Below are 21,656 nucleotides of genomic sequence, written 5' to 3'. Positions count from 1 at the left end.
GACTCGTTTTAGCAATTCTTCAAGAAGCGATTAAACGCTTGCTTTAAGATTCACTTTACCGATGCGTAAAGCTGGAATGCAAACTACTCGGCAGCTTCTTCTTTAGCTGCAACCTTGGTAGCTGCTTCAGCTTCCTTCACAACAGCCTTCTTTGGGCTTACTGGCTCAGTTACGAGCTCAATAATTGCCTGAGGAGCGGTATCACCACGACGTGGAGCAATCTTCACGATACGTGTGTAACCACCTTCACGCTGCTTCATCTGCTCAGCAATCTGAGTGAAAAGCACGTGAACCACGGACTTGTTGCGAATTACACGCAACACACGACGACGCGAATGCAAATCGCCACGCTTAGCGAACGAAATCAAACGCTCAGCAAGCGGACGAAGACGCTTTGCCTTTGGCAACGTCGTTACGATACGACCGTGCTGGAAGAGGCTGGTCGCCATATTGGCCAGCATCAGGCGCTCATGAGCCGGGCTAGAAGCCAGACGAGGGCCTTGTTTCGGTGTAGGCATTATTACTCCTTATTGTCGCATCGTTCAGGTGGGCATCAACCCGAACATCCGAACGTTACGACGATTGCAGGCGGAACTTACTCGTCTTCAGGCGAGAAGAAAGTGCCACCTTCGAGATTATTGGCGTCGAAGCCAATCGGTGAAGCCTTCAAAGACAGACCCATTGCCTGCAACTTCTCTTTAACTTCATCGATGGATTTCATGCCGAAATTACGAATATCGAGCAAATCCTGCTCAGTGTGAACTACCAGTTCGCCGACTGTATGAATACCCTCACGCTTCAAGCAATTATAGCTACGCTGAGTAAAATTCATATCTTCAATCGGTATAGCCAACTGAGAATCAGCTTCATCATGAGTTGGCGCTGGACCAACTTCAACACCTTCAGCATCAACGTTAAGCTCACGGCAAAGACCGAAAAGCTCAACTAAAGTCGAGCCTGCAGATGCAACTGCATCACGCGGTGTAATAGCTGGCTTGGTTTCCACATCCAGGATGAGCTTATCGAAGTCCGTGCGCTGTTCCACGCGGGTAGCTTCGACCTTATAGCTCACCTTCAAAACTGGTGAGTAGATCGAATCCACAGGAATGCGGCCGATTTCGCTGTTCTCCTGCTTGTTCATCTGAGCTGGCACGTAACCGCGACCGCGTTCAACAGTAAACTCAATTTCAAGTTCACCATCTTCTGCGAGTGTAGCAATATGCAAGTCAGGATTAGCAATAGTAACACCGGCTGGAGGAGTAATATCTCCAGCAGTGGCCTCACCTTTACCATTCTTGCGCAAATACATCACTACAGGCTCGTCGTACTCACTCGTGAGCACGATGCCCTTGATGTTCAGCAGAATTTCAGTGACATCTTCTTCAACACCTGGCAGAGTCGTAAACTCATGCAAAGCTCCAGAGATGCGAACCGAAGTAACGGCAGCACCTGGAATAGAGCTTAACAAGGTACGACGCAGCGAATTGCCGAGAGTGTAGCCAAAACCTGGTTCCAGCGGCTCAATAGTAAAGCGAGAACGCTGGGGATTCAGTGATTCCTCGGTAAGTGTCGGACGCTGTGCGATAAGCACTTTGGTATCCTTTCAGCTTCTGGTCGGTGGTGCACTCGCCGCCCATAAGCGGGTTGGATGGATGGATTCGTAAGAGTGCTCAGACGCGGCGACGCTTTGGTGGGCGTACGCCGTTATGCGCTTGTGGGGTAACGTCGGTAATAGAACCAACTTCGAGACCCGCGGACTGGAGGGAACGGATAGCGGTTTCACGACCGGAACCTGGACCCTTAACAAACACGTCGACCTTCTTGAGGCCATGCTCCATTGCCTTGCGTGCAGCAGACTCAGCAGCCATACCTGCAGCGTAAGGAGTCGACTTACGGGAACCCTTAAAGCCGACATCACCGCCGGAAGCCCAAGAAAGGACTGCACCGGATGGATCGGTAATGGAGATAATCGTGTTATTGAATGTTGATTTAATATGCGCCTGCCCAACCGGCACCGACTTGCGGTCCCGGCGACGCGGCTTGCGCGAGGCTTGCTTTGCAGCTGCCATTGACCCTCGTTTCCTAATGACGAATGAGTTGGTATGTCTAGACGATGGAAATATATCCGTGGCCTAGAGCCGACCACCGACTACTATCGGGTGGCCTTCTTCTTCCCGGCGACAGTACGCTTCGGACCCTTGCGAGTACGAGCATTAGTCTTAGTACGCTGACCACGCACAGGAAGACCCTTGCGATGACGCTGGCCTTGATAGCAGTTGATCTGAATCTTACGACGGATGTCAGCGTCAATCTCACGACGCAAATCGCCTTCAATCTTGTAATTGGCCTCAAGATAATCACGCAAGGTGATCAGCTGTTCATCCGTAAGATCCTTGACGCGAGTGTCCGGATTAACACCGGTCGCGGCAAGCGTTTCCTTAGCGCGAGTACGACCAACACCAAAAATGTAGGTGAGGGCAATCTCAATGCGCTTCTCATTGGGAATATCTACTCCGGCAAGACGTGCCATTGTAATTCCTTTACTGTTACGCAGGTCGTGCACCAAGTCTTCCGCACTAATAGAAATTAAGTGCGGCCTGGGCCTGCGCACCCAGGGTTCAGCTTAGGCTGTGACTTAGCGCCTTATTCTTTGTATTCCGCGATGGAAATCTGCTCAGCCCTGACGCTGCTTATGACGTGGGTTAATGCAGATCACCATGACGCGGCCGTGACGGCGGATCACGCGGCAGTTTTCGCAGATCCTCTTCACGCTAGGGCTGACCTTCATGGTTTTCCTTTGCTTGTACCTTACTTATAACGGTACGTAATACGCCCACGATTTAGATCGTAAGGGCTCATCTCTAGCACTACACGATCTTGAGGAAGAATGCGAATATAATTTTTACGCATCTTACCAGAAATCGTAGCTAAAACAATGTGCTCATTCTCAAGCTGAACGCGAAACATCGCATTTGGTAGTGCTTCTACTACCGTGCCTTCGACTTCAATCACACCGTCTTTTGCCATGAGCCTCGTTCCGTTCCTTGGGCATACTACTTTGCGCATCCGAAGACACGCCAATCTTTTATAATACAGTAAATGCGTCCCATTCAACACTCGGCGTGTCGAACAGAACGCATTTTACTTTTTAAATTTAAAAACGCACTACTTAATTAAGTGATTCAACAATGCGATTATTGATTTCCTTAATATCTCCAACGCCATCTACTTCAACCAACTGACCGCGGCTATCATAGATATCAAGCAATGGAGCTGTTTCCTTCTCATACGTTTCTAAACGCTTAGCAATTACTTCTGGAGTATCGTCAGAACGACCTTGCTCCACTGCACGCTTTTGCATGCGTTCGAGCAAAACATCGCGCTCAGCCTCGAGAGCCACAACGTGATCGAGAGGAGTGCCAAGCTCTTCCAACATACGATCCAAAGCTTGAACCTGAGAAGCGTTGCGAGGATAACCGTCAAGAATCCAGCCGCTCTTTGCATCGTCCTGAGCAAGACGATCCTTAACAATGCTGTTAGTCAGCTCATCTGGAACCAACTCGCCCTTGTCAAGATATCCCTGAACCTGTTTTCCAAGCTCAGTATGATTCTTAAGGTTATAACGGAAAATATCACCAGTAGAAATCGCTGGAATGCCATAATGCTCACTTAACAAAGCGGCCTGAGTGCCTTTTCCAACGCCCTGTGGACCCATAATTAGTAATCGCATATTCATCTCCTTAGCTCGCTAACTGTAGTTACTTAGATACTTGCTTTTGCTCATCATGCTTGAACAAGAAACCAGCATACTGGAATTGTTCAGTCTGAGCCTTTGCTTGACGCAACGTATCCAAACCAACGCCAGCAATAATTAAAATTGTTGTACCACCAAATGGCAATTTTGTATTCAAATGCAAAGCCATAATCAAAACGGTAGGAATCAATGCAACAAAGAGCAAATAAATAGCACCGACAGTATTCAACCTATTCATAACATAGCTAAGATAATGACTTGTAGCACTACCAGCGCGAATGCCTGGTATGAAGCCACCATACTCTTTCATGTTATCTGCAGTCTCATCAGGATTAAAAGTAATCTCTGTGTAGAAGAAGCAGAAGAACACAATCATTACTGTGTAAAACGCAATATACCAAGCAGAAGTGGAATTAGCCAAATTAGCTTCAATCCAATTCACCCAAGCCTTGCTCTTATCTCCAAACTGAGCAATAAGGGTAGGAACAGCAAGAATTGACGAAGCAAAGATTGGTGGAATAACACCACTCATATTTACCTTTAATGGCAAATAAGTCGAAGAGCCGCCATACATTTTTCGGCCAATCATGCGACGCGTATACTGCACAGGAATACGACGCTGAGCAAGCTCAACAAAGTCAACAAATATGAGGATAACAATCAAAACGCCACCAACAATAGCGAACTTATTCCAATCGCCATTAGAACCGTTGGTTCCCCAACCAATCTCCCAAAGCTTTGGCAAGAAGCCAGAGCAAATAGACATAAAGATTAAGACAGACATGCCTTGACCGATACCCTTATCGGTAATGAGTTCTGCCATCCACATAATAAGACCAGTGCCGCCAGTCATGATCAAAACCATGACAATAAGGCTCCACATGCTTCCGTCTGGAATAATATTATTCCCGCACTGATAATTAAACAAAGCACCCGTACGTGCTGTTACCAAAATCGTAGTAGATTGCAAAATTGCCAATCCAATAGTTAGGTAACGCGTGTACTGCGTAAGCTTTGTTTCTCCAGACTGACCTTCCTTATGAAGAGCTTCGAAGCGAGGAATGACCACGCGCAAAAGCTGAATCACAATGGAAGCAGTGATGTAAGGCATAACACCCAAAGCAAAAATAGAAAGCTGCAACAGCGAGCCACCTGAGAACAAGTTAACTAACCCAATAAAGTTCTCGCTCGATGAAGCTAATTTAACAGTGCAAGCGTGCACAACTTTATAGTCCACACCCGGAATCGGAATAAATGAACCAATACGATAAATAATTATCATAGCGAAGACGAAGAGGATCTTGTTCCTCAACTCCTTCGTCCTGAAGGCCTGGATTAACGTTTTCACCTGGGTCTTCCTCCCTTTTTTCGCGCACTCCTAGGCGCAACAGTGCAAAAAACAAACTCTGAGACGATAGTTTAACCCACGGTACCTACTGAAATAGGTTATTGGTGAGTTTTGGTGATAAAAATAGTCCCTCTAGACAATGCTAGAGGGACTATCACAGATTTATAACTGCATCAAGCTTTAAGTAGCCTTTAACTACTCTTCGCTGATGGAGCCGCCGGCAGCCTCAACCTTTGCCTTAGCAGAAGCAGAAGCCTTCATACCCTTAAGAGTCAAAGCAACAGTCAATTCACCATCGCCAAGAACCTTTACAGGATAGCCATCACGTACAGCGCCCTTAGTAATAAGGTCAGCTACAGTAACCTCGCCACCCTTTGGGAAAAGGTCAGCAAGATCTGCAACGTTGACGACTTGGAATTCCTTCTTGAAAGGACTCTTGAAGCCACGCAACTTAGGCAAGCGCATGTACAGTGGGAGCTGACCACCTTCGAAGCCAGGACGAACCTGATAACGCTTCTTGGTGCCCTTATCACCACGACCTGAGGTCTTACCCTTAGAGCCTTCACCACGACCTACACGGATGCGATCCTTCTTAGCTCCTGGAGCTGGACGCAACGTGTGCATATGCAGCATTGGTTCTTCGTTAGCCATAATCAGTCGACCTCCTCGACGCTCACCAAGTGACGAACGGCCATAACCAAGCCACGATTGACGGGGGTGTCCTCGCGAACTACGCTGTGACCAATCTTATGAAGGCCGAGCGTATGAACATTCGCGCGCTGGCGCTCAGTTGTATGAACTAAACCATGCACCAGAGTGATCTTCAAATTTGACATCACTCACCATCCTTTGCTTCAGATGCCTTGGCGGCCTGAGCTTCTTCGCGAGCCTTGCGAGCTTCGGCAATGCCAGCAGCACGCTCACGGAGCAAAGCATCAGGAGCGACTTCCTCAAGAGAAAGACCACGACGAGCAGAAATCTCTTCTGGCTCTTCGAGCTTCTTCAAAGCGTCCACAGTAGCACGCACTACGTTTACAGCAGTTGCAGAGCCCATGGACTTGGTGAGGATGTCCGTGATGCCGGCGCATTCCATAACAGCGCGTACAGCACCACCAGCAATTACACCAGTACCTGGAGCAGCTGGACGGAGCAACACAGTACCAGCAGCATCGTGACCGAGCACTGGATGAGTGACGGTGCCACGAATGCGTGGAACAGTGAACATATGCTTCTTAGCGTCAAGCTGACCCTTAGCAATAGCAGCTGGAACTTCGCGAGACTTGCCGTAACCAACACCAACAGTGCCCTTACCGTCGCCAACAACAACAAGTGCTGCAAAGCTAAAGGTACGACCACCCTTGTGGGTCTTGGAAACACGGTTAATAGTAACTACGCGATCCAGAAGCTCTTCGCCACGGTTTTCTTCACGACGATTACGACGTTCGCCGCGTTTACCCTCGCCCTTGTTACGGCGAGAACGACGATCATCGTTACGCTCCTCAGCGGATGCCTGAGTGTTCTGAGTTTCTTCAGCCACTTGGGTTTCCTTTTCGTTGTCGCTCACAGTGCCAGACCTCCCTGACGGGCGCCTTCAGCCACTGCTGCGACGCGACCATGATATTTGTTACCGCCACGGTCGAAGACTACAGCGGTGATACCCGCTTCCTTCGCCTTAGCCGCTACTAATTCGCCAACCTTGGTTGCAGCTTCAGTCTTCGTGCCAGTGAAACCAGCGAAGTCAGCAGTCAAAGTGGAAGCACTTACCAAAGTAATTCCCTTGGTATCATCCACAATCTGAGCAACCATATGACGGTTAGAACGGGAAACAACTAAACGAGGACGTTCAGATGTGCCGGCAATGTGCTTACGAAGACGGGCGTGACGACGCAAACGTGCGACTTTGGTACCCTTACCGAAAATCTTAACGCTCATATCACTTACCAGCCTTTCCAGCCTTGCGCAGGATACGTTCATCGGTGTACTTAATACCCTTACCCTTGTAAGGTTCTGGAGCACGAAGCTTACGAATGTTAGCAGCAACCTGACCAACAGTCTGCTTATCGGTGCCCTTTACGATTACCTGGTTAGGATTTGGCAACTCGAACTCAATACCTGCCGGTGGTTGAACGGTAATAGTGTGAGAATAACCGAGCGAGAACTCAATGCCCTTGCCCTTCATCACTGCACGATAACCGGTACCGACAATATCCAAAGTCTTGGTGTAGCCTTCATGTACACCCTTCACCATAGAAGCAACAATTGCGCGAGCCAAACCATGCTTTGCACGAGTTGGACGCAAATCGTCAACTGGAGTCAGAACAATCTGATTGTCAGCGACTGCTGCGGTGATTCCCTCTGGAATTTCATAAGAATCAGAACCCTTAGCGCCTTTGACGCTGAAGGACTGACCTTCAATCTTTACTTCCACGCCTGCAGGAATGTCGACGGGGAGCTTACCAATATGCGATGCCATCTTCAGCTCTCCTTTCTCACCATACGTAGGCGACGATTTCGCCGCCAATGCCTCGATCGAGGCATTCCTTCTGAGTCAACAATCCCGAGCTGGTCGAGATAATAGCAATACCGAGACCACCAAGAGGCATTGGCAAAGCATCAGACTTTGCGTAACGACGCAAGCCTGGCTTAGAAATGCGCTTGATGCCTTGGATAGAACGCTGGCCATTGGAGCCATACTTCAACGTAATTTCCAACGTCTGTCCAACCTTAGCTTCCTTAGCAGCGAAGTCCTTAATATAGCCTTCGTGCTTCAGAATCTCGGCGATATTCGCCTTGAATTTGGAGTACGGCATTTCCACGGTATCGTGCTTTGCCGCGCTCGCATTACGCAGACGTGTCAACATGTCTGCGATTGGATCTGTCATTGTCATGTGGGCTAACGCCCTTTCTCGCCGTGGTTTCCACCGCCTCTATATGAGAACTTTGTCTTCAAGCAGTGGACCTTCAGCGTCGATATTTACCAACTGGACTTCGTAACACCCGGCAACTCACCGCGATGAGCCTTCTCACGAAGGCAGATGCGGCACAGACCGAACTTGCGATACACGGAGTGAGGACGACCACAAACCTGGCAACGCGTATAAGCGCGTACCTTGAACTTCGGCTTGGCGGCCGCCTTGTTTTTCAGAGCGGTTTTTGCCATTTCAGTTCTCCTTGAATGGGAAACCGAGGTGCTTAAGCAAAGACTTGGCCTCCACATCGTCCTTGGTGGTAGTCACCACGGTGATGTCCATACCACGCTGATGATCAATCGAGTCAGGATCAATCTCATGGAACATAGACTGTTCCGTAAGACCAAAGTTGTAATTACCCTGACCGTCAAACTGGTTGCCATTGATACCACGGAAATCGCGGATACGAGGCAAAGCCAGAGTGAGCAAACGATCCAAGAATTCCCACATACGATCGCCACGAAGAGTTACGTAAGCACCGATAGCCTGACCTTCGCGCAAATGGAACTGAGCGACAGACTTCTTTGCCTTAGTTACCTTTGGCTTCTGGCCGGCAATCAAAGTGAGATCCTTAATCGCACCTTCAATGAGCTTAGAATCACGAGCTGCAGCGCCGACACCCATAGAGACGACAACCTTCTGCACGCGAGCCACCTGCATAGGATTAGTGTGGCCGAATTCTTTCTCCAAGGCTGGTACGATTTCATCCTTGTATTGTTGCTTTAAGCGCGGAGTTGCCGGCAACTCAACTGTAGTATCGGTCATGCCAGCTCCTTTCCGGACTTCTTGGCGACACGCACGCGCACGGTCTTAACCTTGCCGTCACGAGCCTCTTGCTTAACAATCACGCCAACGCGTGTAGGCTGCTTGGTCTCTGGATCAATAACCATCACATTAGAGCGATGGATTGGAGCCTCAACCGAGACAATGCCCGCCTGCTGACCCTGCTGGGTGGCGCGAACGTGCTTCTTAACGATCTGAACGCCTTCTACAATCAAACGGTCATCGGCTAGTACACGAACTACTTTGCCTTCCTTACCGCGATCCTTGCCGCGAATGACCTTCACCTGGTCGCCGGACTTAATCTTGGCTACCATATCAGATCACCTCCGGAGCAAGGGACACAATCTTCATGAAGCGCTGATCACGCAATTCACGACCGACTGGTCCGAAGATACGAGTGCCTTTTGGTTCACGACCGGAGCCGAGAATTACGGCGGCGTTCTCATCGAACTTAATATAGGAACCATCGACACGGCGATGTTCCTTGACAGTACGGACGACGACAGCCTTAACTACGTCGCCTTTCTTGACCGACCCGCCAGGGATCGCGTCCTTGACGGAGGCGACGATGATGTCGCCGATGCCGGCATAGCGTCGCTTCGATCCACCGAGCACGCGGATGGCAAGTAACTCCTTAGCACCCGTGTTGTCGGCGACATGAAGCCGCGTTTCCTGCTGAATCATTGATTCTCCTTAGCCGAGCTGGTTCTCCCCACTCACCTGTGTCTACACATTAGCAGACACAGGTGAAGCGCGGAGCCTTGCCGAACTTGTTTACTTGGCGCGCTCGATAATCGAGTCGAGACGCCAACGCTTGGTCTTGCTCAGTGGCCGAGTTTCCATAATACTCACGAGGTCGCCAATATGTGCCTCATTGTGTTCATCATGGGCTTTGACCTTGCGGGTGGAGCGAACGACTTTACCGTAAAGCGGGTGTGTCGAACGCTGCTCCAGCTCAACGGCGATTGTCTTGTCCATGGCCTCGGACACGACGTAGCCGCGACGAACCTTGCGGAAGTTGCGCTCTTGGTTCTCAGCCATGCTTACTTCTCCTTGACCTCAGTGGCGCCAGGCTCTTGGCTGATGCCGAGTTCACGCTCACGCAGGATAGTATACATCCTGGCAATGTCGTGCTTGACCGCCTTGAGGCGAGCGCTGTTTTCGAGTTGACCAGTTGCTGCCTGGAAGCGCAAGTTAAATAGCTCTTCCTTAGACTTCTTCAAGAAGCCTTCGATCTCAGCATTTGTCTTCTCGTTCAAATTCTTGATGGTGTAGTCTGCAGTTCCGACTGGCATCAGATGTCACCGCCTTCACGCGCAATAACACGGCATTTCATTGGGAGCTTATCGATAGCGCGGCGCAAAGCCTCGCGAGCGATGTCCTCAGAAACACCACCGATCTCGAACATTACGCGTCCTGGGTGGATGTTGGCAATCCAGAATTCTGGAGCACCCTTACCGGAACCCATTCGCGCACCAAGCGGGTGCTTGGTTAATGGACGATCTGGGAAGATCGTAATCCACACACGACCGCCACGCTTAATGTAGCGAGTCATTGCGATACGAGCTGCCTCGATCTGTCGGTTAGTGATGTAAGCCGGAGCCAGCGCCTGAATACCAAAATCGCCGAAAGCGATCTCGGTGCCACCCTTAGACATGCCGCTACGGGTAGGACGGTGCTGCTTACGATATTTAGTCCTCTTTGGGATAAGCATCTGCTCACTCCTTCGTTTCCGTTGCGGCAGGAGCTTCAGCAGCTGCAGCTTCAGCTGGCTTTTCAGCCTGTGCTTCAGCAGCCTTCTGCTGGTTAGCAGGACGTGCGCCACGACGTGGACGACGATCGCCACCACGACGACCTTCACGCTTACCCTGCTGAGCCTGCTGCTCTTCGAACTCACGCTCGGTCATATCACCCTTGTAGATCCAGACCTTTACGCCGATACGACCGTATGTGGTCTTAGCTTCAAAGAAGCCGTAATCAATCAAGGCACGAAGGGTCTGCAGTGGAACGCGACCCTCGCGATAGAACTCAGAGCGGCTCATTTCGGCACCACCAAGGCGACCGGAGAGCTTGATACGGATACCCTTGGCACCTGCACGCATTGCATCTTGCTGTGCCTTACGCATAGCACGACGGAATGTAACACGGTTTGTCAACTGCTCCGCAATTCCCTGAGCAACCAACTGAGCGTCAAGTGCAGCGTTCTTCACTTCGAAGATGTTGAGCTGTACTTGCTTGCCTGTGAGCTTCTCGAGCTTTGCGCGAACGCGCTCAGCTTCAGCGCCACGACGACCGATGATAATACCCGGACGAGCAGTGTGAATATCTACACGAACGCGATCACGAGTGCGCTCGATAACGATACGAGATACGCCGGCACGCTCGAGGTCATGGCTCATTTCCTTGCGAATCTTGTCATCCTCAAGGACGAAGTCACGATAACGCTCGCCAGCTTTGTTGGAGTCAGAGAACCACTTAGAGCGATGATTCTCGGTGATGCCCAGGCGATAGCCGAAAGGATTGATCTTCTGACCCATCTTTAGCGGGCTCCTTCCTTAAGCGAGACGATAACAGTGATATGGCTTGTGCGCTTGTTAATGCGCGCAGCGCGACCCTGTGCACGAGCACGGAAACGCTTAAGCGTTACACCCTCGTCCACATAGGTTTCCTTGATGACCAAGTCCTGCTCACGGAATGGTTCACCGGCTTTTTCAGCCTTAACGCGAGCGTTAGCAATCGCGCTTTCAAGAACCTTACGCACCGGCAATGATGCGTCCTGAGGAGCAAACTTCAAAATGGTAATAGCTTCGCTTGCACGCTTGCCTCGGATGAGGTCGACCATGCGGCGAGCCTTGCGCGGCGTCACGCGAACGTGACGAGCGATTGCTTTAGCTTCCATGTGTCCTAACTCTCCTTTAGCGGCGTGCCTTTTTGTCGTCCTTCACATGACCCTTAAAGGTCTTGGTCGGGGCGAACTCACCGAGCTTATGACCAACCATGGCTTCGGTAACGAATACCGGCACATGCTTGCGGCCATCATGTACGGCAAAGGTGTGTCCAATGAAATCAGGAGTAATCATCGAACGACGCGACCAAGTCTTAATGACATTGTGCGTACCCTTGTCGTTTTGCTCGTCGACTTTCTTCTGCAAGTGGGCGTCGACGAAAGGGCCCTTCTTGATGCTACGAGTCATCTATTCGACACTCCCTTACTTGCGGTTCTTACCATTCGGGCGACGACGAACAATCATCTTGTTCGAAGCCTTCTTTGGACGACGTGTACGAACCTCGCCCTTGCCCCATGGAGAAACTGGTGGCTTACCACCACGGGTGCGACCACCATGTGGATGGTCCACAGGGTTCATGGATTCGCCTCGGGTGATTGGTCTACGACCAAGCCAACGTGCGCGACCTGCCTTACCAAGCTCGATATTGGCGTGATCGGAGTTACCTACTTCGCCAACAGTAGCGCGGCAACGAGCGTCCACGTTACGAATTTCGCCAGATGGCATACGCAACTGCGCATAAGCACCATCCTTAGCGACAAGCTGAACAGCAGCACCAGCGGAACGAGCAATCTTCGCACCACCAAGTGGACGAAGCTCAATCGCGTGAACCACGGTACCAGTTGGGATATTCTTCAGAGGCAGGTTGTTGCCTGGCTTAATATCAGCCTGAGCGCCGGTCTCAATAACATCACCCTGGGCAACGCCTTCAGGAGCGATAATGTAACGCTTCTCACCGTCTGCGTAATGCAACAAAGCGATGCGAGCGGAACGGTTAGGGTCATACTCAATATGAGCGACCTTTGCTGGCACGCCATCCTTGTCCCAACGCTTGAAGTCGATGAGACGATACTGACGCTTGTGACCACCGCCGCGATGGCGAGAAGTCATGCGGCCGTAAGAGTTACGACCACCAGTCTTGCTGAGTTTGCGTACCAGCGACTTTTCAGGCGTAGAACGCGTGATCTCGGCAAAATCCGAAACCGAAGCGTTGCGACGGCCTGCAGTCGTCGGCTTATAAACGCGGATAGCCATAATATAGTATTCCTTTACTTTTCTCGGCTAGCCTTCAGTTACCAAAGATGTCAATCGTTTGACCTTCAGCCACGGTGACAATAGCACGCTTCTGGTTCACACGACGGCCGAAACCAGTGCGAGAGCGCTTCAACTTGCCAGCGCGGTTCAAAGTGTTAACGTTTGTCACCTTGACCTTGAAGATTTCTTCGATAGCCTGCTTGATCTGAACCTTGTTAGCATCTGGAGCCACTACGAAAGTGTACTGACCACGATCAGAAGCTGCGTAACTTTTTTCAGAAACAACTGGCTTAAGAATTACGTCATGTGCTGGGTTATGGACTGCGACCATTTAAATCAGGCCTCCTTAACGACAGGCTCGGTCTTAGCAGCAACGAAGGCTTCGAAGCCTTCCTTGGAGAAGACGACGTACTGAGCTGTAACAACATCGTAAGTGTTGAGCTGATCAGCGAAGATCACGTGAACAGTTGGAATGTTGCGTACAGACATCCACTCATTGATGTTCTCACGAGAAAGAACAACAGTAGTGAATTGGTTATTGGTCACAGGAGTAAGTGCTGCAACAGCTGTCTTGGTGGATGGAACATCCTTAATACCAAAGTCAACTACAGCAATACGTCCAGCATTTGCACGATCCGAAAGAACGTAGCGAAGAGCAGCTGCCTTCATCTTCTTCGGGGTGCGCTGATCGTACTTACGAGGAACTGGACCGTGAACAACGCCACCATGTACCCACTGAGGAGCACGAATGGAACCCTGGCGAGCACGACCGGTGCCCTTCTGCTTCCATGGCTTCTTACCGCCGCCGGAAACATTAGCACGATTCTTCACAGCATGGGTGCCCTGACGAGCAGCAGCAAGCTGAGCGATTACGACCTGATGAACCAGTGGACCGTGAGCTAAAACGTCTTCGTTGGAGATGCCGAAAATTTCAGCAGGAGCTTCAACGGTTCCGTTTGCATTGCCCTTAGTATCAGTGACGTTCAGAGTTACGTTTGCCATAATTATCAGGCTCCCTTCACTGCCGAACGGACGAGAACGATTGCGCCCTTAGGACCTGGAACAGCGCCCTTAATAGCGAGAATGCCGTTCTCGACATCCGAAGAAACGATGGTGAGGTTAAGCGCGGTGGAAGTCACATGACCCATGCGACCAGCCATACGCTTGCCCTTCAAAATGCGGCTTGGAGTTGCGCAAGCGCCCACAGAACCTGGGCGACGTTCGTTCTTGTGCGAGCCGTGAGTACGACGATAGGACTTGAAGCCCCAACGCTTGATAGTGCCAGCAAAACCCTTACCCTTGGTAGTGCCAGTGACATCTACTTCAGAACCCTCAGCGAACAATTCAGCAGTCAATTCCTGACCTAGCTGATAATCTGCCGCGTTCTCGGTGCGCACCTCAGCGAGGTGACGACGAGGAGTTACACCAGCCTTTGCAAAATGACCAGCCAATGGCTTAGTCACCTTGGTAGGATCAATCTGGCCGTAACCGAGCTGTACTGCGCAATAACCGTCAGACTCTACAGTCTTTACAGCGGTAACTACGTTAGTAGCAACTTCAACCAGAGTTACGGGGACGAAGAAGCCGTTTTCATCCCAAACCTGCGACATACCCAGCTTGCGGCCGAGCAATGCAGTGCGATTCTTATTCTGCGACATTACTTTCTCCCCCTTCCTACAGCTTGATCTCGATGTTTACATCCGCAGGCAGGTCAATGTGCATCAAAGAATCCACAGCCTTTGGCGTTGGATCTACGATGTCAATGAGGCGCTTATGAGTGCGCATCTCGAAATGCTCGCGAGAATCCTTGTATTTATGAGGAGAACGGATAACAACAAACACGTTCTTCTCGGTCGGCAGAGGAACCGGACCCACTACTGTGGCGCCCGCGTTCGTCACCGTCTCGACGATTTTCTTCGCCGATTGGTCGATGACCTCATGGTCATAGGACTTAAGCCTGATGCGGATTTTCTGTCCCGCCATTGCCGTCCGCCCTTTCTAGCGATTCGTTTACTGTTTACCAACCTGAATTCAAGGGCACCGGCGAGAATAAACCCCTAGGGTAATTCCACATCAGTGCGCGGCATCAAAAACCTATTCATACAAAAAGATTTCGATTCAAAGTTTTTGCTTCCGCGCTCGCTTTTTTTAATTACAATATGCGAGCCTTAAAACAGGCAACTAAGTAATTAAACCATCAACCTTCGATTATTAAAAACCGGGCGTGTCGGCTATTTTCCAACAAAAAATGGCAGAAACTACAATTAGTTGAGCTTCTGCCATTATTAACTAGATATGCAAATAATTACGCCGCTTCACGCTCCAAGCGCATGCGATGGCCTTCTTCTTGAGAAACACCATAATATGCAGCAATAGCAATATCCTTCATATCCTCAATTTGCGGAATACGAGGATTTGCAGGCGCACACTGATCTTCGTAAGCACGCATGCCAATATTGTCAAGTATCGACCAGTAGTACGCTTCGTCTACGCCACAAGCCTTAAACGAAGCGTCCATTCCAAGCTTTTCATTTCGATACTCTTCAACAGCACGAGCAAGATTTTCAACGCCTTCTTCAGGAGTTTTACCAGGATCTACACCAAGATTCTTAGCGATCTCCTGATACCTCTCAAGAGCAATATAGCGGTTGTACTTTGGCCAGCTAGTTGGCTCTTGCGGAATTTGACCGTTATAGCGAATAACGTAAGGCAGCAAAATTGCGTTCGTATGACCGTGTACAACGTGGCACAAAGCACCAATAGTATGAGCCATAGCGTGGCACATTCCTAAGAATGCAGAACCAAACGCCATTCCAGCCATAGTAGCTGCATTATGCATTTTTTCTTTTGCTTCAATCTTGCGCTGAGAATCTTCACAATTCACAGAATCGTTGAGATTTTCCCAAATAAGTTTCGAAGCGTGCAAAGCCATAGCATCCGTAAAATCATTTGCGTAAACAGAAACATAAGCTTCCATAGCATGAGTTAAAGCATCAAAACCAGAATCGCACGCCAATCGACGCGGCTGAGTACGAGCCAAAACAGGATCGACTATTGCGACCGTTGGAGTCAAAGCGTAATCCGTAATAGGATACTTGTATCCAGTCTTGTGATCTGTAATAACAGCGTAAGGCGTAACTTCAGAACCAGTTCCGGAAGAAGTTGGTATGCAAATAAGCTTAGCTTTGCTACCAAGAGGCGGAATCTTAAATGCGCGCTTACGAATATCGAAGAACTTTTCTCGCAAATCAGCGAAAGAAATCTCCGGATGCTCATACATAAGCCACATAATCTTAGAAGCATCCATTGGAGAACCGCCACCAACAGCAATAATTGTGTCTGGCTGGAATTCGTCACGCATCATTGCGGCGCCACGCTCAACTGTTTCAACGCTTGGCTCAGGCTCAACGTAATCAATAATACGGAAGCTAACGCGATTATCTCGAGCACGAAGCTGATCAACAATCTTATCGACTACGCCAAGTTGCTCCATAACCTTATCGCACACAATAACTGCGCGCTCAACGCCGTACATATCTCTCAAATAACGAATAGCATTCGGCTCAAAATAAGTTTTAGCCGGAATCTTGAACCATTGCATATTATTATTCCTTCGTGCAATACGCTTAATATTAAGAAGATTTATAGCTTGTACGTTGCCAGAAACGGAATTTCCACCATAAGATCCGCATCCAAGAGTAAGCGAAGGAGCAATCGCGTTGTAAATGTCTCCAACGCCACCAAGAGATCCAGGAGAATTCCAAACAATTCTGCAAGCATGCATACGAACACCATATTCGCGCACAAGATCTTGATTATTTGTGTGAATTACAGCAGTGTGACCAGCTCCATGCACAAGCATCTGTTCACACATCTTGAAGCCTTGTTCCTTATTTTCTGCGCGAAGCATTGCGTGTACAGGAGCGAGCTTTTCCATAGTAAGCGGCTCCATTTCGCCAACTTCTTTGCACTCTGCAACCAAAATCACAGCATCTTCTGGAATTTCAAATCCAGCTTCGTGCGCAATATATTGCGGAGACTTACCAGGAACAACAGAATTAAGTTTTGGCGTATTTCCAGAATATGCAGTGCATCCAAACATATATTGTTCAAGCTTAGCTTTTTCGTCAGCGTTAACAAAATATGCTTTCCTGCGCTTCAATTCGCGAAGCAATGGCTCATATACATCCTTATGCGCAATAATTGCTTGCTCTGTTGCACAAATCATTCCGTAATCAAAATGCTTTGAAAGAATCAAATCATTTGCAGCACGCACAATATCAACATCACTATCGACATATGCAGGAGCATTTCCAGCACCAACACCAAGAGCAGGTTTTCCTGAAGAATACGCCGCCTTAACCATTCCAGGACCGCCTGTTGCAAGAATAGTTGCGATCTTTGGATGTTTCATCAATGCACCAGTAGCTTCAATTGAAGGATACTCAATCCACTGAATGCAATCTTTTGGCGCGCCTGCAGCCACAGCAGCATCGCGAACAATTCGAGCTGCTTCAGAAGAGCACTTTTGCGCGAAAGGATGGAATCCAAAAATAATTGGGCAACGAGTCTTAAGTGCAATAAGCGACTTAAAAATAGCTGTAGAAGTTGGGTTTGTAACTGGAGTGACGCCTGCAACAATACCAACCGGTTCAGCTATTTCGTCAATTCCGAGAACATCGTCCTCGCGAATAATACCAACTGTTTTTTGACCTGCTAGATAATGCGTAATATGTTCGCATGCAAAGATATTTTTTGTAGCTTTATCTTCTACTAAACCACGACCTGTTTCATCAACAGCCATCTTTGCAAGAACCAAATGTTTATTCAACGCTGCCACTGAAGCTTTAGCAACAATATGATCAATTTGCTGCTGATTAAGCTTCTCAAACTCATTCAAAGCGACAGTTGCTTTTTCAACAAGTTTATCAACTTCATTTTGAGCAGCTAACGCAATGTCATCAGCACTAGCAGTTTTGCCAGTTTCGGCTTGGTGTTGTGCCTCAACCATGAGTATCCTCCTCGATAGTTCCACCAGCGGTATCAATAGACTTATGAACAAACTAATTTAGTATTCACCGCTAAATATGTGATACAAGTCACAATTTAGTCTCTTTGCTGTACTTTCGCATCTTTGAAGCGAGTTGCGCTATTTATGAGCGAGCTTTATCCTCTATTGTTCGTTATTTGTTCTTTTTTGTAATGATTTATGTTCGATTAATAGATAAATTTTTCTAGAATGTCAATTTTGACAGATAATTACACACTATTTATAACATTTACTCAACAAATTTAATAAATAATAAAAAATACAAAAATGGCTCCCAGCAAAACCAGGAGCCATTTGTAAATATAAATTCGCGAAACTTAACGCTTCGAGAACTGAGGTGCACGACGTGCCTTGTGCAAACCAGCCTTCTTGCGTTCCACAACGCGAGCGTCACGAGTCAAGAAGCCAGCCTTCTTCAAAGCAACACGGTTTGCATCGCGATCGATAGCATTCAATGCACGAGCAACACCCAAACGAATAGCACCAGCTTGACCAGTGGTACCACCACCGTCAACGAGGACTACAACATCAAACTTGCCTTCAAGCTTGAGCAACACGATTGGTGAATTCACTTCGCGTTGCAACAAACGAGATGGGAAGTACTCCTCCAAAGTGCGACCATTGATAGTCCACTTACCGGAGCCAGGAACCAAACGCACGCGAGCAACAGCTTCCTTACGACGACCAGTGCCGTAGCCTGGCTCGATGGCGGAAGTACCAGTGCCTGCACCAGCATTGGTTTCAGTGGTGTAGCTAGTCAGTTCTTCTTCGTTCTCAAGAACCGCGGAGTTGTTATTTTCTGCCATATCTATTCTCCTTGATCTCACTTAGCCTGCTGAGAGACCTGAGCGATCTCGAAGACCTGTGGCTTCTGCGAAGTGTGCGGATGCTCAGCTCCGGTGAACACACGAAGACGGTCAAGCTGCACCTTAGCAAGACGATTCTTTGGAAGCATACCCTTAACGGCAGCCATGATAATACGCTTTGGATTCCTTTCCAAAAGCTCTGCATAGCTATCACGACGAAGGCCGCCCGGACGACCAGAGTGGGAATACAGTTCCTTGCTCAACTTATTGCCAGTCAAAGCAATCTTTTCAGCGTTAATAATAATAACGTGATTGCCAGAATCAGCATGAGGAGCAAACGTTGGCTTATTCTTACCACGCAGCAAGATTGCTACCTGAGAGGCCAAACGACCAAGTACCACGTCAGTGGCATCGATGATGTACCAGTCATGAGTTAAATCTGCTGGTTTCGGTGTGAAAGTCTTCACAATCGTACCTTTTCTCTATTGTGTTTCGAGCGTATATCTTCTTGGTTTATAGAAAATATTTTACTCATAATCCGTGGGCTCCCTGAAAGTCCTCGATGGCGAGTGGGAAAAGCGCTTTGAAGGACCCCTTAGGGAAACACAACAATCTGCAAGTATATCGCCAAGTGGCGACTACTTGCAAGTGTCTATTTTATATAAGGCTGAGACGAATACAAAACAAATTGCTAAACAAATTGTCAAACAAAATAAATCACAAAATGTTATGCATTCATAATCGCAGAAAGCGACTGCACTCGAGGCAAATCAAACATATTATCCAAGGACACAGGATTGCCTTCACCATCAGCTAATGGAATACGCCAATTCGGATACTCGTCATTCGTTCCAGGCTGATTTTGCACACGACACTCTCCAACTGCATCGACCAAAGAAGCAGCCAACAATCTGGAAGGAGCAGCCTTCAAAGCGCGGTACAATGCTTCAACAATCTCCTGAGTATGAGCATCCTCATCCTCAAGCAACTGAGCATCCAAATAACCACCTTTGACCAACATTCGCATCATAGCGCGATGCTCTGCCTCAGCTCCAGCGCGGAATTCTTCAACAGAACCAGTAAGCAAGTGCAAGCGCTCACGAATATTAACTTGCTCATAGCGCAAATAGCCGGCAGCAGGAGGCAAATCATGCGTATTTACAGATGCAAGCGTCATTTCGCGCCACTTGTCTGGAGTACGGAATTCGCCGTCACGCTCTTCGAACCATTCAACCGTGCAACCAAGCACAGCCTTCTTGCGCAACACTTCCAAAGCATTTGCGGGCAAAACACCCAAATCTTCGCCAACAACTACACCGTGAGCACGAGCGGCTTCAATTGCCAAAATGCCAAGCATAATATCAGCATCGTAGTAAACATAAGCACCGCCACTTGGAGCTGAACCTTCTGGAATCCACCATAAGCGGAAAAGTCCAAGAATATGGTCAATGCGAACAGCACCTGCTGAAGCAAACATTCCATGAACCATATCTCGGTATGTTTTAAAACCAGTCCGCTCAAGCTCAAATGGGTGCAAAGGTGGCTGAGACCAATCTTGACCTTGCTGATTGAAGTAATCAGGTGGAGCGCCAACAGTAGCTCCGTTAGCAAATCTCTCCGGATTCCACCAAACTTCAGATCCTGCAGGATGCACGCCAACAGCCATATCAGACATAATGCCGATTTTCATACCAGCTTTACGTGCAGCAACTTGAGCATCATGCAATTGCGTAAAAGCAACCCACTCAAGCCAACGATAAAACTCAAGAGTATCTGGGAAACGATTAGCTAATTCGCGAACTTGCTCAGAATCCTTAGTAAGAGTTTTCTCCCAGCAATCGTCACCCTTTGGAACACCCCACTTGTCGTAGCACAAGCACCAAGTGGCATAAGATTCAAGCCTGTCACCCATCTCATGCTTAAACTCATTAAAAATGCGAGCGCGATCTTCAGACATACCAGCCTTGAAAATCAGCCACAATGCACGCATTTTTACACGCCACATGGAATCACGGTCTATTATTTGCGCGTCATTGTTAAGCGGCTCAACCTGTCCATGAAGCTTTTCAATTTCTTTGCGAGTTTTATCATTTAACGTTTCGTACTCAGGAATACTTTCTGGGCTAATATACGTTACGTTTACCATTCCTCGAGCAACCGGCAGGTATGGGGATGGAGTAAGCGGAGTTATAGGCTCACCTGCATGCATTGGGTTTATTAACACAAAGTCAGCGCCAGTTTTTTGCTTAGCTTCAGTAAGAAGAGTCGCCAAATCAGCAAAATCACCAACACCCCAAGACTTCGAAGAACGGATTGAGTAAAGTTGTGCCATCCATCCCCAAAGCTGTTCTCCATTGGACTCTAAGGAATTCAGCGTATCAATGCTTTCTGGAGCACTAATAAGTGTTGCTTCTTCTTGTCTCTCACCAACTATCACACGCAATGTGTGATAACCCATTGGCACATCTTCAGGAATTTTTATAAGAGATGTTGCAACAAATTTTCCATTTACAGGGTATGCAACATCATTTTCGTTAGGAACAATAGTTAAATCGCCTTTATATTGTTCACCATTTTCCAATGTCAATGTTGCAACTGGGTATTCTAATATTCCCGTATTAACTGTAACTTCATCACATTTGCCAACAGTGTGCAAAACTGTTGGAGCAACAATACGACCGTGTCGATACGCTAAAACGTCGTTTGTAGATCTTTCTATTGTCTCATTTGTGGAAGCATCTACGCCTAATGCGCCTAAGACAGAAACTAATACGTTATCTTGAATCTCGTGTTTTTGATTATCCGAACCAATAAAACTCACGCCAACGCCCATTAATTCAGCAAGACGGTGTAATGGCTTCATTGCTACTTCTTCATCTGTTGTATTATCCATACGCTCCATTATT

The 21,656-nt window shown here is 48.4% G+C and carries 33 protein-coding genes; all 33 read right to left on the bottom strand.

The window, feature by feature from the left end:
• Window positions 1–83: 83 nt before the first annotated feature.
• Window positions 84–518, bottom strand: a complete 435-nt coding sequence (gene rplQ, locus D0T18_RS01615) for a 50S ribosomal protein L17 (protein WP_004129014.1) — start codon at window positions 516–518, stop codon at window positions 84–86.
• Between the two features lie 77 nt (window positions 519–595).
• Complete coding sequence (locus D0T18_RS01610; protein WP_004574084.1) at window positions 596–1,591, bottom strand: DNA-directed RNA polymerase subunit alpha; 996 nt, start codon at window positions 1,589–1,591, stop codon at window positions 596–598.
• A 79-nt stretch (window positions 1,592–1,670) separates the two neighbouring features.
• On the bottom strand, window positions 1,671–2,069 hold the full coding sequence (rpsK, locus tag D0T18_RS01605; protein ID WP_004105468.1) for a 30S ribosomal protein S11: 399 nt from the start codon (window positions 2,067–2,069) through the stop codon (window positions 1,671–1,673).
• 83 nt (window positions 2,070–2,152) lie between these two features.
• Window positions 2,153–2,530 (bottom strand): 30S ribosomal protein S13, encoded by a 378-nt coding sequence (gene rpsM / locus D0T18_RS01600; protein ID WP_004105472.1) that lies wholly within the window; start codon window positions 2,528–2,530, stop codon window positions 2,153–2,155.
• Window positions 2,531–2,674: 144 nt separating this feature from the next.
• Window positions 2,675–2,788 (bottom strand): 50S ribosomal protein L36, encoded by a 114-nt coding sequence (gene rpmJ / locus D0T18_RS01595; protein ID WP_003842636.1) that lies wholly within the window; start codon window positions 2,786–2,788, stop codon window positions 2,675–2,677.
• Window positions 2,789–2,808: 20 nt separating this feature from the next.
• Complete coding sequence (gene infA / locus D0T18_RS01590; RefSeq protein WP_004105485.1) at window positions 2,809–3,027, bottom strand: translation initiation factor IF-1; 219 nt, start codon at window positions 3,025–3,027, stop codon at window positions 2,809–2,811.
• A 142-nt stretch (window positions 3,028–3,169) separates the two neighbouring features.
• Window positions 3,170–3,730 carry an adenylate kinase gene (locus tag D0T18_RS01585; RefSeq protein WP_012913828.1) on the bottom strand — a complete coding sequence of 187 codons (561 nt, stop codon included), beginning with the start codon at window positions 3,728–3,730 and terminating at the stop codon, window positions 3,170–3,172.
• A 28-nt stretch (window positions 3,731–3,758) separates the two neighbouring features.
• Window positions 3,759–5,102 (bottom strand): preprotein translocase subunit SecY, encoded by a 1,344-nt coding sequence (gene secY / locus D0T18_RS01580; protein WP_004574086.1) that lies wholly within the window; start codon window positions 5,100–5,102, stop codon window positions 3,759–3,761.
• A gap of 195 nt (window positions 5,103–5,297) precedes the next feature.
• On the bottom strand, window positions 5,298–5,753 hold the full coding sequence (rplO, locus tag D0T18_RS01575; protein WP_004109667.1) for a 50S ribosomal protein L15: 456 nt from the start codon (window positions 5,751–5,753) through the stop codon (window positions 5,298–5,300).
• 2 nt (window positions 5,754–5,755) lie between these two features.
• Window positions 5,756–5,938, bottom strand: a complete 183-nt coding sequence (rpmD, locus tag D0T18_RS01570) for a 50S ribosomal protein L30 (RefSeq protein WP_004105491.1) — start codon at window positions 5,936–5,938, stop codon at window positions 5,756–5,758.
• The gene (rpsE, locus tag D0T18_RS01565) at window positions 5,938–6,666 is read right to left on the bottom strand and encodes a 30S ribosomal protein S5 (RefSeq protein WP_004574087.1); all 729 of its coding nucleotides are present in this window, start codon (window positions 6,664–6,666) and stop codon (window positions 5,938–5,940) included. Before rpsE ends, rpmD begins: the two co-directional genes overlap by 1 nt.
• The gene (gene rplR / locus D0T18_RS01560) at window positions 6,663–7,034 is read right to left on the bottom strand and encodes a 50S ribosomal protein L18 (RefSeq protein ID WP_004109670.1); all 372 of its coding nucleotides are present in this window, start codon (window positions 7,032–7,034) and stop codon (window positions 6,663–6,665) included. The genes rpsE and rplR overlap by 4 nt, the downstream gene beginning before the upstream one ends.
• A 1-nt stretch (window position 7,035) precedes the next feature.
• On the bottom strand, window positions 7,036–7,575 hold the full coding sequence (gene rplF, locus D0T18_RS01555) for a 50S ribosomal protein L6 (protein ID WP_004109673.1): 540 nt from the start codon (window positions 7,573–7,575) through the stop codon (window positions 7,036–7,038).
• Window positions 7,576–7,591: 16 nt separating this feature from the next.
• Window positions 7,592–7,990: a 30S ribosomal protein S8 gene (rpsH, locus tag D0T18_RS01550; protein WP_004105495.1), complete on the bottom strand. Its 399-nt coding sequence runs from the start codon at window positions 7,988–7,990 to the stop codon at window positions 7,592–7,594.
• 86 nt (window positions 7,991–8,076) lie between these two features.
• Complete coding sequence (locus D0T18_RS01545; RefSeq protein ID WP_003808046.1) at window positions 8,077–8,262, bottom strand: type Z 30S ribosomal protein S14; 186 nt, start codon at window positions 8,260–8,262, stop codon at window positions 8,077–8,079.
• 1 nt (window position 8,263) lies between these two features.
• Window positions 8,264–8,836 carry a 50S ribosomal protein L5 gene (gene rplE / locus D0T18_RS01540; RefSeq protein ID WP_004109679.1) on the bottom strand — a complete coding sequence of 191 codons (573 nt, stop codon included), beginning with the start codon at window positions 8,834–8,836 and terminating at the stop codon, window positions 8,264–8,266.
• Entirely contained in the window at window positions 8,833–9,168 is a 336-nt protein-coding gene (gene rplX / locus D0T18_RS01535; RefSeq protein ID WP_012913827.1) for a 50S ribosomal protein L24, read from the bottom strand. Before rplX ends, rplE begins: the two co-directional genes overlap by 4 nt.
• A gap of 1 nt (window position 9,169) precedes the next feature.
• Window positions 9,170–9,538 (bottom strand): 50S ribosomal protein L14, encoded by a 369-nt coding sequence (gene rplN, locus D0T18_RS01530; RefSeq protein ID WP_004574089.1) that lies wholly within the window; start codon window positions 9,536–9,538, stop codon window positions 9,170–9,172.
• A gap of 90 nt (window positions 9,539–9,628) precedes the next feature.
• A complete protein-coding gene (gene rpsQ, locus D0T18_RS01525; RefSeq protein WP_004114365.1) occupies window positions 9,629–9,895 on the bottom strand; it encodes a 30S ribosomal protein S17 in 267 nt (88 codons plus the stop codon).
• Window positions 9,896–9,897: 2 nt separating this feature from the next.
• The gene (gene rpmC / locus D0T18_RS01520) at window positions 9,898–10,149 is read right to left on the bottom strand and encodes a 50S ribosomal protein L29 (RefSeq protein WP_004105502.1); all 252 of its coding nucleotides are present in this window, start codon (window positions 10,147–10,149) and stop codon (window positions 9,898–9,900) included.
• Window positions 10,149–10,568, bottom strand: a complete 420-nt coding sequence (rplP, locus tag D0T18_RS01515; protein ID WP_004109684.1) for a 50S ribosomal protein L16 — start codon at window positions 10,566–10,568, stop codon at window positions 10,149–10,151. Before rplP ends, rpmC begins: the two co-directional genes overlap by 1 nt.
• A 4-nt stretch (window positions 10,569–10,572) precedes the next feature.
• Window positions 10,573–11,391 (bottom strand): 30S ribosomal protein S3, encoded by an 819-nt coding sequence (rpsC, locus tag D0T18_RS01510; RefSeq protein ID WP_004574090.1) that lies wholly within the window; start codon window positions 11,389–11,391, stop codon window positions 10,573–10,575.
• A gap of 2 nt (window positions 11,392–11,393) precedes the next feature.
• Window positions 11,394–11,753: a 50S ribosomal protein L22 gene (gene rplV / locus D0T18_RS01505; RefSeq protein WP_004105510.1), complete on the bottom strand. Its 360-nt coding sequence runs from the start codon at window positions 11,751–11,753 to the stop codon at window positions 11,394–11,396.
• Window positions 11,754–11,769: 16 nt separating this feature from the next.
• The gene (gene rpsS, locus D0T18_RS01500; RefSeq protein ID WP_004114357.1) at window positions 11,770–12,048 is read right to left on the bottom strand and encodes a 30S ribosomal protein S19; all 279 of its coding nucleotides are present in this window, start codon (window positions 12,046–12,048) and stop codon (window positions 11,770–11,772) included.
• A gap of 15 nt (window positions 12,049–12,063) precedes the next feature.
• On the bottom strand, window positions 12,064–12,894 hold the full coding sequence (rplB, locus tag D0T18_RS01495) for a 50S ribosomal protein L2 (protein WP_004574091.1): 831 nt from the start codon (window positions 12,892–12,894) through the stop codon (window positions 12,064–12,066).
• A 34-nt stretch (window positions 12,895–12,928) separates the two neighbouring features.
• Window positions 12,929–13,225, bottom strand: coding sequence for a 50S ribosomal protein L23 (gene rplW, locus D0T18_RS01490; RefSeq protein ID WP_004105515.1), 297 nt, complete (start codon window positions 13,223–13,225; stop codon window positions 12,929–12,931).
• A gap of 5 nt (window positions 13,226–13,230) precedes the next feature.
• Window positions 13,231–13,896 (bottom strand): 50S ribosomal protein L4, encoded by a 666-nt coding sequence (rplD, locus tag D0T18_RS01485; RefSeq protein WP_012913826.1) that lies wholly within the window; start codon window positions 13,894–13,896, stop codon window positions 13,231–13,233.
• Window positions 13,897–13,901: 5 nt separating this feature from the next.
• On the bottom strand, window positions 13,902–14,552 hold the full coding sequence (gene rplC, locus D0T18_RS01480; RefSeq protein ID WP_076002619.1) for a 50S ribosomal protein L3: 651 nt from the start codon (window positions 14,550–14,552) through the stop codon (window positions 13,902–13,904).
• A 16-nt stretch (window positions 14,553–14,568) separates the two neighbouring features.
• A complete protein-coding gene (rpsJ, locus tag D0T18_RS01475) occupies window positions 14,569–14,877 on the bottom strand; it encodes a 30S ribosomal protein S10 (protein WP_003808013.1) in 309 nt (102 codons plus the stop codon).
• Window positions 14,878–15,199: 322 nt separating this feature from the next.
• Window positions 15,200–17,905, bottom strand: coding sequence for a bifunctional acetaldehyde-CoA/alcohol dehydrogenase (gene adhE, locus D0T18_RS01470; protein ID WP_116440346.1), 2,706 nt, complete (start codon window positions 17,903–17,905; stop codon window positions 15,200–15,202).
• 356 nt (window positions 17,906–18,261) lie between these two features.
• Window positions 18,262–18,750 (bottom strand): 30S ribosomal protein S9, encoded by a 489-nt coding sequence (gene rpsI / locus D0T18_RS01460; protein ID WP_004105525.1) that lies wholly within the window; start codon window positions 18,748–18,750, stop codon window positions 18,262–18,264.
• A 17-nt stretch (window positions 18,751–18,767) separates the two neighbouring features.
• The gene (gene rplM, locus D0T18_RS01455) at window positions 18,768–19,217 is read right to left on the bottom strand and encodes a 50S ribosomal protein L13 (RefSeq protein WP_012913824.1); all 450 of its coding nucleotides are present in this window, start codon (window positions 19,215–19,217) and stop codon (window positions 18,768–18,770) included.
• 260 nt (window positions 19,218–19,477) lie between these two features.
• Window positions 19,478–21,652 (bottom strand): 4-alpha-glucanotransferase, encoded by a 2,175-nt coding sequence (malQ, locus tag D0T18_RS01445; protein ID WP_102703343.1) that lies wholly within the window; start codon window positions 21,650–21,652, stop codon window positions 19,478–19,480.
• Window positions 21,653–21,656 lie beyond the last annotated feature (4 nt).

This window comes from Gardnerella swidsinskii, assembly GCF_003397705.1.
Taxonomy (GTDB): domain Bacteria; phylum Actinomycetota; class Actinomycetes; order Actinomycetales; family Bifidobacteriaceae; genus Bifidobacterium; species Bifidobacterium swidsinskii.
This window is presented reverse-complemented; position numbering and strand designations above follow the sequence as displayed.

Excerpts from the sequence above, each read along its gene's own strand:
- rplQ (WP_004129014.1), bottom strand. The coding sequence starts at position 518 with ATGCCTACACCGAAACAAGGCCCTCGTCTGGCTTCTAGCCCGGCTCAT.
- rpsK (WP_004105468.1), bottom strand. The coding sequence starts at position 2,069 with ATGGCAGCTGCAAAGCAAGCCTCGCGCAAGCCGCGTCGCCGGGACCGC.
- rpsM (WP_004105472.1), bottom strand. The coding sequence starts at position 2,530 with ATGGCACGTCTTGCCGGAGTAGATATTCCCAATGAGAAGCGCATTGAG.
- rpmJ (WP_003842636.1), bottom strand. The coding sequence starts at position 2,788 with ATGAAGGTCAGCCCTAGCGTGAAGAGGATCTGCGAAAACTGCCGCGTG.
- infA (WP_004105485.1), bottom strand. The coding sequence starts at position 3,027 with ATGGCAAAAGACGGTGTGATTGAAGTCGAAGGCACGGTAGTAGAAGCA.
- D0T18_RS01585 (WP_012913828.1), bottom strand. The coding sequence starts at position 3,730 with ATGCGATTACTAATTATGGGTCCACAGGGCGTTGGAAAAGGCACTCAG.
- rplO (WP_004109667.1), bottom strand. The coding sequence starts at position 5,753 with ATGGCTAACGAAGAACCAATGCTGCATATGCACACGTTGCGTCCAGCT.
- rpmD (WP_004105491.1), bottom strand. The coding sequence starts at position 5,938 with ATGTCAAATTTGAAGATCACTCTGGTGCATGGTTTAGTTCATACAACT.
- rplR (WP_004109670.1), bottom strand. The coding sequence starts at position 7,034 with ATGAGCGTTAAGATTTTCGGTAAGGGTACCAAAGTCGCACGTTTGCGT.
- rplF (WP_004109673.1), bottom strand. The coding sequence starts at position 7,575 with ATGGCATCGCATATTGGTAAGCTCCCCGTCGACATTCCTGCAGGCGTG.
- rpsH (WP_004105495.1), bottom strand. The coding sequence starts at position 7,990 with ATGACAATGACAGATCCAATCGCAGACATGTTGACACGTCTGCGTAAT.
- D0T18_RS01545 (WP_003808046.1), bottom strand. The coding sequence starts at position 8,262 with ATGGCAAAAACCGCTCTGAAAAACAAGGCGGCCGCCAAGCCGAAGTTC.
- rplE (WP_004109679.1), bottom strand. The coding sequence starts at position 8,836 with ATGACCGATACTACAGTTGAGTTGCCGGCAACTCCGCGCTTAAAGCAA.
- rplX (WP_012913827.1), bottom strand. The coding sequence starts at position 9,168 with ATGGTAGCCAAGATTAAGTCCGGCGACCAGGTGAAGGTCATTCGCGGC.
- rplN (WP_004574089.1), bottom strand. The coding sequence starts at position 9,538 with ATGATTCAGCAGGAAACGCGGCTTCATGTCGCCGACAACACGGGTGCT.
- rpsQ (WP_004114365.1), bottom strand. The coding sequence starts at position 9,895 with ATGGCTGAGAACCAAGAGCGCAACTTCCGCAAGGTTCGTCGCGGCTAC.
- rpmC (WP_004105502.1), bottom strand. The coding sequence starts at position 10,149 with ATGCCAGTCGGAACTGCAGACTACACCATCAAGAATTTGAACGAGAAG.
- rplP (WP_004109684.1), bottom strand. The coding sequence starts at position 10,568 with ATGCTTATCCCAAAGAGGACTAAATATCGTAAGCAGCACCGTCCTACC.
- rpsC (WP_004574090.1), bottom strand. The coding sequence starts at position 11,391 with ATGGGTCAGAAGATCAATCCTTTCGGCTATCGCCTGGGCATCACCGAG.
- rplV (WP_004105510.1), bottom strand. The coding sequence starts at position 11,753 with ATGGAAGCTAAAGCAATCGCTCGTCACGTTCGCGTGACGCCGCGCAAG.
- rpsS (WP_004114357.1), bottom strand. The coding sequence starts at position 12,048 with ATGACTCGTAGCATCAAGAAGGGCCCTTTCGTCGACGCCCACTTGCAG.
- rplB (WP_004574091.1), bottom strand. The coding sequence starts at position 12,894 with ATGGCTATCCGCGTTTATAAGCCGACGACTGCAGGCCGTCGCAACGCT.
- rplW (WP_004105515.1), bottom strand. The coding sequence starts at position 13,225 with ATGGTCGCAGTCCATAACCCAGCACATGACGTAATTCTTAAGCCAGTT.
- rplD (WP_012913826.1), bottom strand. The coding sequence starts at position 13,896 with ATGGCAAACGTAACTCTGAACGTCACTGATACTAAGGGCAATGCAAAC.
- rplC (WP_076002619.1), bottom strand. The coding sequence starts at position 14,552 with ATGTCGCAGAATAAGAATCGCACTGCATTGCTCGGCCGCAAGCTGGGT.
- rpsJ (WP_003808013.1), bottom strand. The coding sequence starts at position 14,877 with ATGGCGGGACAGAAAATCCGCATCAGGCTTAAGTCCTATGACCATGAG.
- adhE (WP_116440346.1), bottom strand. The coding sequence starts at position 17,905 with ATGGTTGAGGCACAACACCAAGCCGAAACTGGCAAAACTGCTAGTGCT.
- rpsI (WP_004105525.1), bottom strand. The coding sequence starts at position 18,750 with ATGGCAGAAAATAACAACTCCGCGGTTCTTGAGAACGAAGAAGAACTG.
- malQ (WP_102703343.1), bottom strand. The coding sequence starts at position 21,652 with ATGGAGCGTATGGATAATACAACAGATGAAGAAGTAGCAATGAAGCCA.